A 14,297-nucleotide genomic window follows, 5' to 3' on the forward strand; every position below is an offset into this window, starting at 1 on the left:
ATATTCAGTTTTTCAAAGGAACTGCAAAATGTTCCGTCTCAAAGCCTCTCTGCTGCAAATGGGACAGCAATTCCCCATTGATGACAGCAGGTGCGGAGCGGATATCTTCAATTGTACGGGCGCCGAGTGCGGTCATCAGCATGCGCAAATCTTCGTGGAGCCCATTGATCTCTTCGATCAGGCCGGCCTCACCAAGACTCACTGCATGTTTCAAGAAACTGCCTGCAATGCCTGCAGCATCTGCGCCGAGTCGAAATGCCCGGACCACGTCTCCTGCGTCCTGAAGTCCTCCTGAAGCCAACACGGTGCGGCTGAATCCTTGTCGGCATTCAACGATTGCAGCAGCCGTCGGGATGCCCCAGTCTTCGAAATAAGCCAGCTTGCGTTTCCTGCGTTCATTTTCGATGCTCGCAAAATTGGTGCCGCCGAAGCCGCTCGCATCGATGGCGGCCACTTGAGTCTTCTCAAGCGAGATGGCAGTTTCATGTGAAATGCCAAAGCCGGTTTCTTTGACGATGACTGGCACATGCAATGCTTCTGCAATCATGGCGATGCGCTCGAGCGCCCCTCGGAACTGTCGGTCGCCTTCTGGCATCGTCAATTCCTGGACGACATTCAAATGAATCTGCAGCGCATCCGCTTCAATCATTTCGACCGCTTCAAGCGCTTGCCCAACTGTCGCCTCGCTGCCGAGATTGCCAAAGATGGCCCCATCCGGATTTTCTTTCCGGACGATGCGATAGCTTTCGCGCTCATTTTTATCTTTCAATGCGCCCATTTGTGAACCGACTGCCATTGCGATTCCGGTTTCCTTTGCAGCACGCGCAAGCATGGCATTCAGCTGCAAAGTCTCAGAACCACCGCCTCCGGTCATGGCATTAATAAAAACAGGTGATTTTAGTTTCAAATCACCTGTTTTTGGTTCCAACGATACATCGGCGACACCGATTCCCGGAAGCGCCTGATGGACAAAACGGACGCAGTCGAGCCAAGTAGCCCGGCATTGCCCTGTGGACAGTGCGTAATTGATATGATCCATCTTTCTTTTTGCCCGTGACATTTATTCGGATTTGAACCCTTTTAATTTATCACCGATTACATCACTAATCGAGAATCCGGATGCTTCTTCCGGCATATCGTATTGTGAGAAATCCTGTTCCGCTTCTTTTTCCTGAAGCTCTTTGATGCTGAGGGACAAGCGCTTGTCTTCTTTATTGACTTCAAGCACTTTCACTTCAACTTCCTGGCCTTCTTGAAGCACTTCATGAGGTGTAGCGATATGCTTGTGCGCGATTTGGGAGATGTGCACAAGGCCCTCTACTCCCGGAAGCACTTCAACAAACGCTCCATAGCTGACAAGGCGCTTCACTGTTCCTTGGTGGACAGAGCCTCTTGGAGCCTTCTCGTCGATGGCATCCCATGGCCCTGGCAAAGTATCCTTGATCGACAGCGAAATACGTTCAGAGTCACGGTCAACAGAAAGCACTTTGACTTTCACTTCCTGGCCTTCCGTCAGGACGTCCGACACTTTGTCGACATGCTCGTGTGACAATTGGGAAATATGGACAAGACCGTCCACTCCGCCGATATCGACGAATGCACCAAATGATGCGATGCGCTGGACTTTGCCGTCAAGTACATCTCCTGCATTGATTGAATCCATCACTTGTTCTTTCTTGGATTCTTTTTCACCTTCCACGACGGCACGGTGGGAAAGGATCAAGCGGTTGTTCTCTTTTTCCATTTCGACAATTTTAAAGGTCATGACACGGCCTTTGTAATCCTCAAAAGATTCGACGAAATAATCTTCCACAAGTGAAGCCGGCACGAAACCACGCACACCTAAGTCAATGACCAGGCCGCCTTTGACGACATCCTTCACTTCCGCTTCGATGATTTCACCGGATTCGAATTTCTTCTCGAGATCGTCCCAAGCGGATTCGGCATCGACTTTGCGTTTCGACAACACAAAGTTCTCGTCTTCCACTTTCGTGATGATCAACTCAAGCTCGTCTCCTTCTTGGACCGAGTCTGAAGCTTTTTCGACGTGGAGGCTCGATAACTCGCTGATCGGGATGATCCCGTCGAACGGCGCTCCATCAATTGTCACCGTCACCGCTTTTTCCTCGATTTTGGCGACTATTCCTTTTACGCGATCTCCTGTTTGGAAGTCACGGTTTTCCATCAAATTCATATCCTCTGACATAAGTAGCCCTCCTTCACAAACTATCCATATTCTATTTTATTCGAATTCTCTAATAAAAACAAAAATAATCACTTATTTTCGACGTTTTCATCCAGAATCTTTTGAATACTGGCCATGATGGCTTCCGTTACTTCTTCTGCGGAAGCTTTGCGTTCACGATAAGGGTCCATCAGGATCGGGTCGCCGTAGACCACTTTCACTTTCCCGAATGGCTTATACGGCCCGATGATAGCGCACGGCATGACATCTGCATTGCCGCGAAGAGCAAAGAACCCGGCGCCGCTCAAGCCTTTTTTCAATACGCCGTCAGTCGAGCGGGTGCCTTCCGGAAACAGCCCGACCACTTCCCCGCCCTTCAGCAATTTCAACGCCGTCCGCAGCGCTTCCCTGTCGCTCATGCCGCGCTTCACCGGGAAGGCGTTGACCTTCGGTAGGATCGATCCGAGCACCGGAGCTTTGAACAATTCCTCTTTCGCCATGAAATGAACGGTTCTTGGCGCTGTCATGCCGACCACCGGCGGATCGAGTGCATGGATATGATTACTGCAAAGAAGCACTCCGCCTGTTTCCGGGAACTTTTCAGTGCCGCTGACCTGAAAACGATACATCGGGCTAAGCGCAGTCTTCACGAGCGTTTTTCCTACTGCATACAAATTCATGACGCCATCAGCCTCTCTTCCGCTAATTTCAGGATGGCTTCCGCCGCTTCTGTGATCGTCAAAGGAGTCGTATCCAAGAACACGGCATCCTCTGCTTGCTTCAAAGGCGCTACTTCACGCTCGGAATCCATCTTGTCGCGCATGGCGATTTCCTCCTGCAGCTCGACAAGCGGCGTCAGGATATCGCGCTTTTTATTTTCCTCGAAGCGGCGTCTTGCGCGTTCTTCGACTGTGGCGGACATAAATACTTTGAGTGCAGCGTTCGGCAAGACATGTGTGCCGATGTCGCGGCCATCCATGACGACGCCACGGTCTTCAGCCAGTTTCTGCTGAAGCTCAACCATGCGCTTTCTGACCAGTTCATGGGCAGCCATTTCCGATACCGCCTTCGTCACGTACTGGGAACGGATCGCTTCCGAAACATCGTGCCCGTCGAGCAGTACTTTCTGTCCGCCTTCTACAGGGATCAAATCGATTTCAGTCGCCACAAGCAAAGCCCCGGCTTCTTCATTGCTCGCCAGGTTGATGCCTGCGTTCAATGCCTTCAACGTGATCGCGCGGTACATCGCGCCAGTGTCGATATAAATATAGCCTAATTTTTCTGCCACTATTTTAGCGATCGTGCTCTTGCCCGCAGCAGCCGGCCCGTCGATCGCGATTTGTATAGCTTTCGTCAAAACTGTCACCTCATCTTATGTAATGATTTCATTTTATCACAATATGCAAAAGGTTTCGGGCAAAATCAAAGCGCCCGGCGAATAGTTCAGAAGCCAAAGCAGCACAAAAAGAAAAAGCCCCGCAGCGGAAGGCTTTTGATCTAATTAATTAGGGGTGTGCTTATGGTAATGGCTGACCGATAATTGGTGGGCCTGGCGAACTTTCCGCAAACCGAACCACCACAAGAACAGCATAAAGGGTACAGCGCCGTACAATAGATTATCGTAAGCATAAAGCGAAGCGTTATAGGCGATATGCAAAAGCGACGCCGCAACTAAAGCGGCCGCAAGCCACCATTTGCTTTCCCTTTTTTCGGTGAATTTCGCTTTCCCGAAATAAAAGCCCATGACCACACCGAATAAAGCATGGCTCGAAACCGGCAGAAATGCCCGAAGGAAAGCTGCGCCAAGCCCGAACTCAAGAAGATATAGAATATTTTCGACCGTGGCGAATCCGAGCGATAAACTCGCGCCGTATAAAATCCCATCATACGGGTCTTCGAAATCGATATGGCGGAATACTGCCGCAAGCAAGACGATCCACTTGAAGAATTCTTCCAATAAACTCGAGAACAAGACGGATTTCACGAAGGCATTCTGGAATACATTCTCGGCTTCAAACACATATTGGATAAATAAAATCGGGAATGTCAGAAGAGCGCCGTATAAAAAGCAATGGAAGATCAGTTTCGACGGTTCTCCTGCAAATTGATCACGCAAATAAAAATAACTGAACAATGCGAGCCCGGGCGCAATAGCCACCGTCAACAGCTCTAACATAGACGCCCTCCTCCAATCACCCGTTGCTGTTAAATTTCAAAGGCTTCCTTGTCGATCGCTTCATTGCCCGACAGCAGGATCGCCAATTTGATGCGCGCTTTCTTGCTATCGTAATCGCTGCCCAAAATAACGCCGCGCGTCAGCAAATCGTGAGCGCTTCCGGGATAGCTATAAGCCGGATAGGCATTGCCTTCTTCGGCGCTCGTCGTCAACACGACGGGAATGCCGGATTTCACGGCGCGTTCGACCGCCTCCACCATATGAGGGGAAATCTGGCCGCGTCCAGCAGCTTCTAGGACGATGCCTATCGATCCGCTTTCAGCCAGCATATCGACAATCGATCCTTCTTGTCCTGAATAGCATTTGACGATATCGACGCGCGGCATGCCCCCTGGCACACGATGCACTTCACGCAGCACCGGCTTTTGGTAGATGCGGACCTTATCGTTATCGATGATGCCCAAATAGCCATGGCCGAATGAATCGAAGCCTTGCAAATTGCTGGCATGCACTTTCTTGACGTATTTCGCGCTGTAGATCCGCTCATTGAAGACGACGACCGTTCCAACGCCTTTGATCACCGGATCGACAGCAACGTAAATCGAGTTGCGTAAATTCGAGTAGACATCCGTCCCGACTGCTTCTGGCGCACGCTGGCTTCCTGTCACCACGACCGTCCGCTCATCGCCAACAGTCAAGTCCAGGAAATAGGCAGTTTCTTCCAATGTGTCGGTGCCATGTGTAACGACGACGCCCTCTACTTCCGGGTCTTCCAATTCTTTCAAAATCGCTTCCTTGACGATGTTCATTTCATCGAAGCCGATATGCATGCTTGGCAATTGATAAACATCGATTACTTTCACTTCGATCTCAGACGGCAATTGGCAAAGTTCCGCCAGATCTTTTCCCGAAATGGCGCCGGACTTCAGCAAGCCGTCGTCGGAAATGGCTTTGCTTGCAATAGTGCCCCCTGTCGTAATTAACGATACTTTCTTTTTCATAATGCACCTCTTTTGGATAATCTAGTCTGTTGCATTTTCCAGCGCTTGTTTTTTCGCAATCGCCGCTGCGATTTGCTGGCCATGGAAACGACCGTTCTCGATGAAAATTTCATTGGCATTGTTTCCGGCCGCGATGACGCCTGCGATAAATAAATCTTCGACATTCGTCTCCATCGTCTCTTCATTGAAAGACGGCCTGCCGCTTGCCTCATCGATGCTGATCCCCATCTGCCGGAGGAACTGGTGATCTGGATGATAGCCGATCATGGCGAAGACAAAATCATTCGCGAAGGTTTCTTTTGTATCGTTCACGGTCAGTTCCACTTCATCTTCACGGATCTCGTCGACGATGGAATCGAATAGCATGGTTATTTCGCCTTGGCGCACGAGCCCGTCGAACTCCGGCAAAATCCATGGCTTGACACTTTTCGAATAGCTCGTGCCGTGATAGGACACCGTCACCCGGCTGCCGGCTTTATGCAGTTCCAGCGCTGCGTCCACTGCCGAATTCTTGCCCCCGATCACCAACACGTCACGGTCGAAATATGGATGCCCTTCCTTGAAATAATGCATCACTTTCGGCAAGTCCGCACCCGGTACTGCAAGCTTGTTCGGATGGTCGTAATAGCCTGTTGCCACTACCACATATTTCGCCTTGTAATCATTCTTGGTCGTTTTTACGAGAAAGCCATCCGATTGTTCGATCGATATGGCCGTTTCGAATGCCCGTACATCCAATGCATGCCGCTTCACCACTTCACGGTAATAAACGAGCGCTTGATTGCGCTTCGGCTTGCGGTCTTCGGTAATGAATGGCACATCCCCGATCGATAATTTTTCGCTGCTGCTGAAAAAGGTCTGGTGTGTCGGGTAATGATAGATGGCGTTGACAATATTTCCTTTTTCGAGAATGACGGGGTGCAGGCCCATTCTCTGTATTTCGATGGCTGCCGATAAACCGCACGGCCCGCCTCCTACGATGATGACATCTGCATGTTCCATTTCAACCACTCCTGTAATAATGTCCATATCCATCTTAGCCGATTGAAGAGCTTTGTGCCAAATGCTTCCTGCCCGATGCAGGGTGAATTTCAAGCACATGGAACTCTGCTTTTGCACCGAGCCGCAATGGCAAAGTCGTCGTGCCGAATCCATTGCTGATGAGTTCGGTTATTCCTTCCGACACAGTCAATGAGCCCCGGTCGAATATCCCGTATGGCCCCAACCTGATTTGCCCGCCGTGTGTATGCCCGGCAATCATCAGGCTGACTGGATAATGTTGTTTTACGTGCTTAAAGACAAAAGGCGTATGGGAGATGAAAATGACGGAATCGCCTTTCTCGACAGTGCGGAAAGCGTCTTCTACACTATGCTCCCGAAAAGCGAAATAATCGATTCCGGTCAATTTAAGTTTAGCATTGCCGAACAATTCAACAGATTCATCATCAAGGATAACGGTGCCTTGTTCTTCAAGCAATGCCCTTAGCCGCTCTTCGCCAATTTCCCTGTCATTATTTCCGAATACATAATATACCGGAGCAAGTTCAGTTAAAATCCGCAAGTTTTCGCGGATGCGCTGTTCCGGGACCCCCCGTTCGACAAAATCCCCGCCGATGACGATGAGATCGACTTGATCGTTGAACATATCGCGCCGAAGTTTGCGGCGGTGAACATCGGAGATAAAAAGCAGCTTAAAAGGAGCAAATTGGGCGTCTCCCGACAAGCGAATGGCTGCTGTCTCCTTGTTTTCGCTGTGGGCGGCACGGAACATCCATGCCAGGATAGCCAAGCCCGCTAATCCAATCCGTAAAATCCATTTCATCGTGTACATCCTTTCCGAAGCAACAAAAAAACATAAGCTGCGCTTATGTTTTCCTGTTCAAGCCGCTATTCAATCTTCAGTGATATCAAGAATACGGAAGCCCGATTTTTCCAGTTCCTTCGTGAACTTGTCTATATTGTTCTTTTTCTTCACTTTGAGGACGATGCGGCGCACCATTTTGTCAGTTTCATCGAATGTAACGAGTGAAACGACGGATTCTTTATGTTTTTCGATGATTTCACCAAGCCGTCCAATGCGGCCTTCTGATTCGACCGATGTAACGGTAATGCGAACCCCTGATTGATTCATGCCGAATGCACTTTGCAATTGGTTAACGACATCAAAGCGGGTGACGATTCCGAGAAATTTCCCTTCGTCGACGACAGCGATAATTGGGAAGTCACGTAATTCGACCAAGGCTTTTTCATAGACATCGTCGATATTCAAGTAAACATCGTGGTTGACCATGATATCTTTCACTTTTGTCGAACGGACAAACTCGTCTTTCTGGGCATCCGAATAGAAGAACGCACGATATGCATGATACCAAGTAAAGATCCCTTTGAATTGGTCGCCATCGACGACGGGCAATGCATCAATGGAATGCTGCTCCAATAGCTCAAGCCCTTTTTCCATCGTATCTTCCGGTTTTACCGTAAAGCATCTTTCTTTTTTCACTAATGCACTTTTGACAAACATTCGCTCACCTCTTTTTAGATTCTTCCTATCTTTTCCCTAACAGGAGGCATTTAATCTTGCCTTATGGCAAAATCAATGTTTGTCCGGGGCTGATATCGTTAGATGCCAAGCCATTGGCCTGTTTGATCTTCTCAACAGCGGCGGCTGCACCGCTCGCGCCGTAATTATTGACGGCAATGCGGTAAAGCGTTTCACTCGATTGGACGGTTACCGTCTTGCCGCCAGCAGTCGGGGTTTCCTCCTGCTCTTCTTGCTGCTCTTTTTCTTTTTCTTTTTCTTCAGCTTTCGCACGTTGTTCTGCTTCGGCTTCGGCTTTTGCTTTCGCTTCAGCTTCCTCACGCGCTTTTTGTTCTGCCAGCGCTGTTTCCTGGGCTTTTTTCTCTGCTTGCTGTTCCGCAGCTGCCTGCTCTTTCTCTTTCTCTTTTGCAGCTGCCTTTTCCTCACGTTCACGCGCTTTTTCTTTCAGCTCTTTTTGTTCTTCCGCTTCTTTTGCTTTCGCACTTTTCTTCTCTTCTTCTTTTTCGTCTTCCTGCTGGTCGTCTGCAGCGGCGAGCACAGTGCTGTCAGAAGGCGGCTGGGAGTTCAGTTCGAAGCTGACTTCATTTTCGTTTGTTTTGGCAGTAAGCGTGTCATCCGGTTCATAGTAAAACGCAACATAGATCAACAAAGTGACCGGAATCAAGATAAAGATGAAAAACAAGGAAGGCAATAATAAGCCCCTGCTTTTCGGCTTGGGCATCTGGCGTGCGCGCCTCGTCAATTCTGCCATGCGTTCCTGTGACAATTCCTGGCGATTCTTTTCCATTGATTCATGATAATTATCGTTTCCCATTTCACGACTACCCCTATCTGTACTAATATATCTATTATGACGAAAAAAGGCTTATTTGTAAATAATAGAAATAGAGATTTTCATATAGGAAGAAGGACCTTCAAGCGCTCTTGCCAAGACCCGTTTGGCGATGCTTTCGATTCACTTCTATTGCCTTTGAACAGGCTGTGGTCGATCCCATGAAAACTGCAGCAATTAGCCGGTATAGCAGGGTTTTCCTGGTCAAAACTCATGCTGATGTATTGCCGGATGCAGCCGCTTGAATGGACCAGCCCGCGGACGGAAGCTGCTTGCCGTTGTTTTTCTTTTTTCAATTGCTCGATCTGGTTCAATGTGCCTTCAAGGGGAAGGCGCTCACGCCAATAGGAAATGATGCGATACGCCGTCTCCCTCATCATCCCCTGCTCAATCAATTGCTTCGCTTCTTCGCCGCGCTCATAGATCAGCTCGATTTCATGGCGTTCGGGCAAATCATCCATGATCAAACTCTCCACTAGCCGCTCATCGCCGGCGGCATACAATAAGGTCGCAAGTGAAGGCAAAGAATCCCGACCGGCGCGCCCAACTTCCTGAACATATCCTTCTATAGAAGAAGGCAATTGGAAATGGATGACGTGGCGAATATCAGGAATATGGACCCCCATGCCGAATGCATTGGTCGCACATACCCACTCCAGCTCCTTATTGGCAAATTGCTGCTGCACAAAAATACGGTCCTGCTGTTCCATCCCGCCGTGGTAAAATGCTGCGCGGATACCGAGTGCGAGAATGCGCTCCGCCAATTCTTGCGATTTTCGGCGCGTTCCGGCATAAATGATCCCTGGCCCGGCGTAAGTTGACACCAAATTCACTAATTCTTCCAATTTGTCGCTGTCATTGTCGAATTTCCGGATATCGTAGCTGATGTTCTTTCGGTCCATCGGATGTGAATAGACGAATGGGTCACTCAATTTTAAGTAATGTTTGATTTCATCTGTAACTTTGTCGGTCGCGGTTGCGGTCAGCGCCAAAGTCTGGGGATTGCCAAGCTTGGGCAGAACCTCTGCAATGCGCAAATAATCCGGGCGAAAATCGAAGCCCCATTGAGAAATGCAATGGGCTTCATCCGCGACGAGCAGCGAGATGCCGAGTGCTTTCAATTTGCCGAGCACGTATGGCTGTACGAGCATTTCGGGGCCACGAAGATGAATTTATACTGGCCGAGCGTATTCCAGGCCCTTTCACGATCTTCCGGTTTCATAAAGGAATTGATGGCAATGACCGATTTTCCCCATCTTCAATTGGGTGACTTGGTCTTGCATCAACGACAAAAGCGGCGAAACAATGACAATGGCGCCTGGCAAGACTTTTCCAGGCAACTGATAACACAGCGATTTTCCCATTCCGGTCGGCAGCAGCGCCAGCACGTCACGCCCCGCCAGCACTTGCTCGATCACTTGTTTTGGCCGGGGCGGAATTCCGCGTAGCCGTAAGCGTCGTATAATAGCTTTTCAAGATTCATATGACGCCACCTTTCATCGCCAGTGCCAGCCGGATCTGAAAATAGCTGGCTTCCGGCAACCGCTCTTTAATATCCCGCAGGCGCATTGTCTTCAACTCCTTGCTGATGTGATGGATCGATTGAAATAACTGCTCGTCCATAAACGGTGCAGAGCTGAACGCTGGGTCGTTCATGCCATCTCCACGAAATGGTCCTCGATCGTACTTGTTTTCAGCTGCCTGAGCTCAGCAATCTGCTTGAGTGAAAAGCCGCGTTCGGACAGGTTTTGCGTGCGCTTCGCTGATTCTGTCAAGGCGGATTGCTGGATGATGCCTTCAAGCATGCCCGCTAGCAATGGATATTCCATGCCTTCAATCACATCCAGCCAAGCATGCATGGCTTCAACAGCCGCAATCTTTACATCTATCGGCAAAATGCCATGCTGCATGGCCAATTGATCCCAGGTGAGCCCGCCGACACCATAGCCCGACAATCGCTCCACCAAGATATCTTTATGCGCTTCGGTGGTTTTGCCATAGCCAAGCTGGTTTCGAGCTGGTTTTGAAAGCTTCTTGAACAGCAGGTGAGCGAAAATCGACACGTTTCAAATAAGCCTTGGCCCACGCCTGCACCGTTTCATCGGTGACGACTGGATCAAAGCGCTTTTGGCCTTGCATAAAATTGGACATTGTCTGGATCACCAACGATAGGCGCGCAAAGAACCGATTTTCATTGCCTCTGTACTTCCAGCCATTCAAGGGTGTAGGCGGAATTTCCAGATCGAATGCGGAGTGATGGAGCTGGACGCTGTTGTCATCCGGAATCAAATAGCCTTGCGCCTGCAGGCTATCAATGGACGCTAGATAGTCTTGCTTGTCCAGTTTAGGAGCACTGCAAAATAAGGATGCAGCCCGAAATAGCCGATGTCCTGAATCGTTTGCCCTGATTTCTTTCCTTTAATTAAATGATAAGGGAAGATACGGTCCGTTGACCGTCTACCGCTTTCATGATCGCTAAAACGACTTCATCGAATCGCACTGAATTACCCTCCTGGCGGTTTTGGGTTGAAAAATCATGAAATATCTATAGAATAAACACGATAGTATAACTGGACTTGTTCGGAGATAAAGGAGAGGAACTGGAATGGCTAAATATACCATTGTTGATAAAGATACGTGTATCGCATGCGGGGCTTGCGAGCAGCAGCACCGGACATTTACGATTATGATGATGAGGGCATCGCCTTCGTTATTCTTGATGATAACACGGGGACTGAACAAGTGCCAGATGAGCTGATGGAGGATATGGAAGACGCATTCGAAGGATGCCCGACCGATTCCATTAAAGTTGCAGACGAGTCATTTGAAGGGAACCCACTTAAATACGAAGACTGACCGAAACGTGGTCAATAGAAAAAGCGGCCGGAAGAATCATCTTCCAGCCCTTCTTTTATGATAAATAATAGGAACGTTGTTTTCAATCCAGGTATGCATGCTGCCGAAGATCAATAAGACGACGGTCGTAAGCGCCAAGCCTTTGATCAAGTTGAACGGCAGGATCCCGAGGACAATGGTCGTGTACAATGCGTTCCCTGACTGTTCAGGCATGTTCAGGAAAACGTGTACATAGGCAAAAGACGAAATAATTGAGCAAGCTCATGCCGATTGCCATCGAGAATGTCCCGATGATCAAACCGAATGCGATTCCTTTTTCGTGGAAACTTTACGGTAAATGGCGTAGACCGGCAAAATGAACAACAGGCTCGTCGCGAAATTCGCCATATGCCCTACAGGAACGCCAGTCGGGCTTCCTGAAAAATCCAGTCAATACGTTTTAAAGAATGCTACCAAGACGCCTGCTACTGGCCCCATCGTGATCGCCGCGATCAGCGCAGGCACGTCACTGAAATCCACTTTCAAAATGCTGGCAATGCCGGCGGCGGAAAATTGAATAGCATCAACACAAACGAGATGCTGCTCAGCATACCGATGACGATCATCGATTGCAATTTCTTGTTCTTCATGTTTCCTCTCCTTGTCGTGATTCACCAGAAGAAAGGTTCGGGCGCATGCTGCCATAAAAATCCCTAAGCAAGTTTCACTTAAGGAGAGTTAGGCACACTGAAATAAACGGTCCGCCATTAACACGGCATGCGTCCGTACCTTCACCTTCTCCCATCCAGACTATACTGTCGGCTTTGGAATCTCACCAAATCCTGCTTTTACGGCTCGCGGGCTGATGGACCATTATGTCCAATTACCGCCGGTAGGGAATTGCACCCTGCCCCGAAGATGAATCGATATTTTTATACAAGTTAATCTTATAAAAAGACAGCAATGTAAACCATACTGCTTACATTGCTGTCTTTTTATTTTCTAACCAGTCGATGCGGTTGGGCGAAACGGGCAGTTCAAGTTCTTTGGAGAAATCGAATCCTGCCCATTCCGCTTGTGCCGTATTGGATACCGTCAGCGATGAGCCATAGGATTGAGCCGTGAGCGCCATGCTTTCGATCATCTGCATCGCTTCCATTCCGTCAAGCGCCTCCAAGTCCATTGGCTCTTCGAATATCAATGTGGCGTTCATTTCATCCACTTCGACGCGGTAACTGATCCCTTCAGGAACCGGCGATCGATAGCCGTCATTCGGCGATTGCTGAAGTGCCATCAGCGCATCTCCCACATTCTCCGGTGACATGCCGTATGCCGGAGCCAAATGCCAGTCACCCGTTGACGAGGCAAGCAAGTAAAAGCTTTGCCCCTGTTCCCCGGGTACGAGCGGTTCCACTGTCCCTATATGGGATAATTGCGCTGCCTCGCCCTCTTCATTCAAGACACGGATTTCCTGCTGGCCCATGAATGTTTCTTCCAGGCTGTATAAATACAGCAAAGTGGAAGCCGAACCTTGATCATAGGAATGGCCGTCCGGCAGAAAATGGCTGATCGTCGACCCGTTTAGCTGAAGTTCGCCTTCATATGGATGATACTCATCAAAACCCAAGCCGGATTCATCGATTTGACCGGCGAATGTTTCATATAATTCGAGAGCGTTCGGCTCCTCCTTATCGGCTAGCTGTTTAGGAATGACGAAACTTATGGGCACAACATAGCCATGATAAGCAAGCCCGATGCGCAACACGTGCGCACCTTCCAGTTCGCTGTCATAAACTGCGCTCCGCTTCACATCCGGGTCATCCGTGGCCAAACTTGCTGCCTCTTCAGACTCTTTCGTAGATCCGTCCGCTTGCTCTGCTGGTTCTGTTGGTGCCTCATCTGTCGCCATCGTCGACTCCGCGCCACTGCTTTCACTCTCGCTGCTTGAGTCGGTTCCATTCTGCTGCAGCAAAGAGGCGACGAGCACCGAGATGCTCAGGAATGCGACGATGGCAACTAACAGCGGCAGCCAGCGCTTTGGCTGCTTGTGTGTTCGCTCTTTTTGGGAAAGCTTTTTATACACTTCGGCTTTTGGCCGGCTGTCTTGTATTTTGGGGAAATCCCGCAACAAACTTTCGATTTCTTCATCGTCCCATTTGTCATTCGGCATATTCTCCTCCCCCTTCTGCTTCTAGTAATTTTTGGCGGAGGGACCGGATTGCCCGGTGCTGTGTCGTTTTGACTTTGCCTTCCGACCACTCCAGGACTTCAGCAGTTTCCGCAATGGAGAGATCTTGGAAATAACGCATGATGATGACCAGCTTCTGGTCGCCTGTACACAAATCGAGCATTTGGTATAAGCGGATCTTGTCTTCATTGAGCAATGAAACTTCTTCCGGTATTTTTTCAGTTGAAACCAATTGTTGGGTTTCCCAGTCGAAGAAATCCATCGAATGCTTTTTCCTTACTGCGGTCTTGCGGAAATGGTCGATGGCGACATTTTTGGCGATCGAAAAGAGCCAGGTCTTTTCCGAACTCTTTCCTTGGAACCGGTCATAAGCGCGCAGTACCCTCACATAAACTTCATGCATCAGATCTTCTGCCACATGCCGGTCCTTCACTAAATACACCAAAAACTGAAAGACATCCTGATGGTATTGATCGTACAGCCGATGAAACACGGAGTCATTCACGCAACTCCCCCCGTTCCTTGGATTAGTCGTCACGAC

Annotated in this window: 15 protein-coding genes, 3 pseudogenes and 1 riboswitch; of the genes and pseudogenes, 1 reads left to right on the forward strand and 17 read right to left on the reverse strand. The window is 49.2% G+C overall.

Going from position 1 to position 14,297, the window contains the following annotated elements; genetic code table 11:
• Positions 1 to 4 precede the first annotated feature (4 nt).
• The 14 genes and pseudogenes from fni to CW734_RS19020 form a co-directional block, all read right to left on the reverse strand.
• Positions 5 to 1,039, reverse strand: a complete 1,035-nt coding sequence (gene fni / locus CW734_RS10760; protein ID WP_269801456.1) for a type 2 isopentenyl-diphosphate Delta-isomerase — start codon at positions 1,037 to 1,039, stop codon at positions 5 to 7.
• Between the two features lie 21 nt (positions 1,040 to 1,060).
• The gene (gene rpsA / locus CW734_RS10765) at positions 1,061 to 2,206 is read right to left on the reverse strand and encodes a 30S ribosomal protein S1 (RefSeq protein WP_101190458.1); all 1,146 of its coding nucleotides are present in this window, start codon (positions 2,204 to 2,206) and stop codon (positions 1,061 to 1,063) included.
• Between the two features lie 68 nt (positions 2,207 to 2,274).
• Entirely contained in the window at positions 2,275 to 2,865 is a 591-nt protein-coding gene (locus CW734_RS10770) for a lysophospholipid acyltransferase family protein (protein WP_101190459.1), read from the reverse strand.
• Entirely contained in the window at positions 2,862 to 3,542 is a 681-nt protein-coding gene (gene cmk / locus CW734_RS10775) for a (d)CMP kinase (protein ID WP_101190460.1), read from the reverse strand. The genes CW734_RS10770 and cmk overlap by 4 nt, the downstream gene beginning before the upstream one ends.
• Positions 3,543 to 3,686: 144 nt before the next feature.
• A complete protein-coding gene (prsW, locus tag CW734_RS10780; protein ID WP_101190461.1) occupies positions 3,687 to 4,361 on the reverse strand; it encodes a glutamic-type intramembrane protease PrsW in 675 nt (224 codons plus the stop codon).
• 29 nt (positions 4,362 to 4,390) lie between these two features.
• A complete protein-coding gene (locus CW734_RS10785) occupies positions 4,391 to 5,362 on the reverse strand; it encodes an asparaginase (protein WP_101190462.1) in 972 nt (323 codons plus the stop codon).
• A 21-nt stretch (positions 5,363 to 5,383) separates the two neighbouring features.
• Positions 5,384 to 6,364 carry a YpdA family putative bacillithiol disulfide reductase gene (locus CW734_RS10790; RefSeq protein ID WP_101192182.1) on the reverse strand — a complete coding sequence of 327 codons (981 nt, stop codon included), beginning with the start codon at positions 6,362 to 6,364 and terminating at the stop codon, positions 5,384 to 5,386.
• Between the two features lie 34 nt (positions 6,365 to 6,398).
• Positions 6,399 to 7,184 (reverse strand): metallophosphoesterase, encoded by a 786-nt coding sequence (locus CW734_RS10795; RefSeq protein WP_101190463.1) that lies wholly within the window; start codon positions 7,182 to 7,184, stop codon positions 6,399 to 6,401.
• Positions 7,185 to 7,253: 69 nt separating this feature from the next.
• Complete coding sequence (locus CW734_RS10800; protein ID WP_101190464.1) at positions 7,254 to 7,883, reverse strand: CBS domain-containing protein; 630 nt, start codon at positions 7,881 to 7,883, stop codon at positions 7,254 to 7,256.
• Positions 7,884 to 7,944: 61 nt separating this feature from the next.
• The gene (locus CW734_RS10805; RefSeq protein WP_101190465.1) at positions 7,945 to 8,715 is read right to left on the reverse strand and encodes a LysM peptidoglycan-binding domain-containing protein; all 771 of its coding nucleotides are present in this window, start codon (positions 8,713 to 8,715) and stop codon (positions 7,945 to 7,947) included.
• An 80-nt stretch (positions 8,716 to 8,795) separates the two neighbouring features.
• Positions 8,796 to 10,097 (reverse strand): annotated as a pseudogene (locus CW734_RS10810) (RecQ family ATP-dependent DNA helicase).
• A gap of 115 nt (positions 10,098 to 10,212) precedes the next feature.
• Positions 10,213 to 10,389, reverse strand: coding sequence for a helix-turn-helix domain-containing protein (locus CW734_RS19010; protein ID WP_232787032.1), 177 nt, complete (start codon positions 10,387 to 10,389; stop codon positions 10,213 to 10,215).
• Positions 10,386 to 10,697 carry a helix-turn-helix domain-containing protein gene (locus CW734_RS19015; RefSeq protein ID WP_232787033.1) on the reverse strand — a complete coding sequence of 104 codons (312 nt, stop codon included), beginning with the start codon at positions 10,695 to 10,697 and terminating at the stop codon, positions 10,386 to 10,388. Before CW734_RS19015 ends, CW734_RS19010 begins: the two co-directional genes overlap by 4 nt.
• 10 nt (positions 10,698 to 10,707) lie before the next feature.
• Entirely contained in the window at positions 10,708 to 11,022 is a 315-nt protein-coding gene (locus tag CW734_RS19020) for a hypothetical protein (protein ID WP_232787034.1), read from the reverse strand.
• 316 nt (positions 11,023 to 11,338) lie between these two features.
• Here CW734_RS19020 and CW734_RS10820 point away from each other — a divergent pair.
• Positions 11,339 to 11,589 (forward strand): annotated as a pseudogene (locus tag CW734_RS10820) (ferredoxin).
• Positions 11,590 to 11,625: 36 nt separating this feature from the next.
• Here the strand turns inward: CW734_RS10820 and CW734_RS10825 are convergent.
• The 3 genes and pseudogenes from CW734_RS10825 to sigX form a co-directional block, all read right to left on the reverse strand.
• A pseudogene (locus tag CW734_RS10825) lies at positions 11,626 to 12,218 on the reverse strand (ECF transporter S component).
• 139 nt (positions 12,219 to 12,357) lie between these two features.
• Positions 12,358 to 12,492, reverse strand: a riboswitch (FMN riboswitch).
• A 55-nt stretch (positions 12,493 to 12,547) separates the two neighbouring features.
• Positions 12,548 to 13,738 carry a hypothetical protein gene (locus tag CW734_RS10830; RefSeq protein WP_101190466.1) on the reverse strand — a complete coding sequence of 397 codons (1,191 nt, stop codon included), beginning with the start codon at positions 13,736 to 13,738 and terminating at the stop codon, positions 12,548 to 12,550.
• Entirely contained in the window at positions 13,728 to 14,261 is a 534-nt protein-coding gene (gene sigX, locus CW734_RS10835) for an RNA polymerase sigma factor SigX (protein WP_101190467.1), read from the reverse strand. The genes CW734_RS10830 and sigX overlap by 11 nt, the downstream gene beginning before the upstream one ends.
• Positions 14,262 to 14,297 lie beyond the last annotated feature (36 nt).

This window comes from Planococcus sp. MB-3u-03, assembly GCF_002833405.1.
In the GTDB taxonomy this organism is placed as follows: domain Bacteria; phylum Bacillota; class Bacilli; order Bacillales_A; family Planococcaceae; genus Planococcus.

What these genes read in the sequence shown, in the direction of transcription:
- fni (WP_269801456.1), bottom strand. Translation starts at nt 1,039, where the DNA reads ATGGATCATATCAATTACGCACTGTCCACAGGGCAATGCCGGGCTACT.
- rpsA (WP_101190458.1), bottom strand. Translation starts at nt 2,206, where the DNA reads ATGTCAGAGGATATGAATTTGATGGAAAACCGTGACTTCCAAACAGGA.
- CW734_RS10770 (WP_101190459.1), bottom strand. Translation starts at nt 2,865, where the DNA reads ATGAATTTGTATGCAGTAGGAAAAACGCTCGTGAAGACTGCGCTTAGC.
- prsW (WP_101190461.1), bottom strand. Translation starts at nt 4,361, where the DNA reads ATGTTAGAGCTGTTGACGGTGGCTATTGCGCCCGGGCTCGCATTGTTC.
- CW734_RS10785 (WP_101190462.1), bottom strand. Translation starts at nt 5,362, where the DNA reads ATGAAAAAGAAAGTATCGTTAATTACGACAGGGGGCACTATTGCAAGC.
- CW734_RS10790 (WP_101192182.1), bottom strand. Translation starts at nt 6,364, where the DNA reads ATGGAACATGCAGATGTCATCATCGTAGGAGGCGGGCCGTGCGGTTTA.
- CW734_RS10795 (WP_101190463.1), bottom strand. Translation starts at nt 7,184, where the DNA reads ATGAAATGGATTTTACGGATTGGATTAGCGGGCTTGGCTATCCTGGCA.
- CW734_RS10800 (WP_101190464.1), bottom strand. Translation starts at nt 7,883, where the DNA reads ATGTTTGTCAAAAGTGCATTAGTGAAAAAAGAAAGATGCTTTACGGTA.
- CW734_RS10805 (WP_101190465.1), bottom strand. Translation starts at nt 8,715, where the DNA reads ATGGGAAACGATAATTATCATGAATCAATGGAAAAGAATCGCCAGGAA.
- CW734_RS19010 (WP_232787032.1), bottom strand. Translation starts at nt 10,389, where the DNA reads ATGAACGACCCAGCGTTCAGCTCTGCACCGTTTATGGACGAGCAGTTA.
- CW734_RS10830 (WP_101190466.1), bottom strand. Translation starts at nt 13,738, where the DNA reads ATGCCGAATGACAAATGGGACGATGAAGAAATCGAAAGTTTGTTGCGG.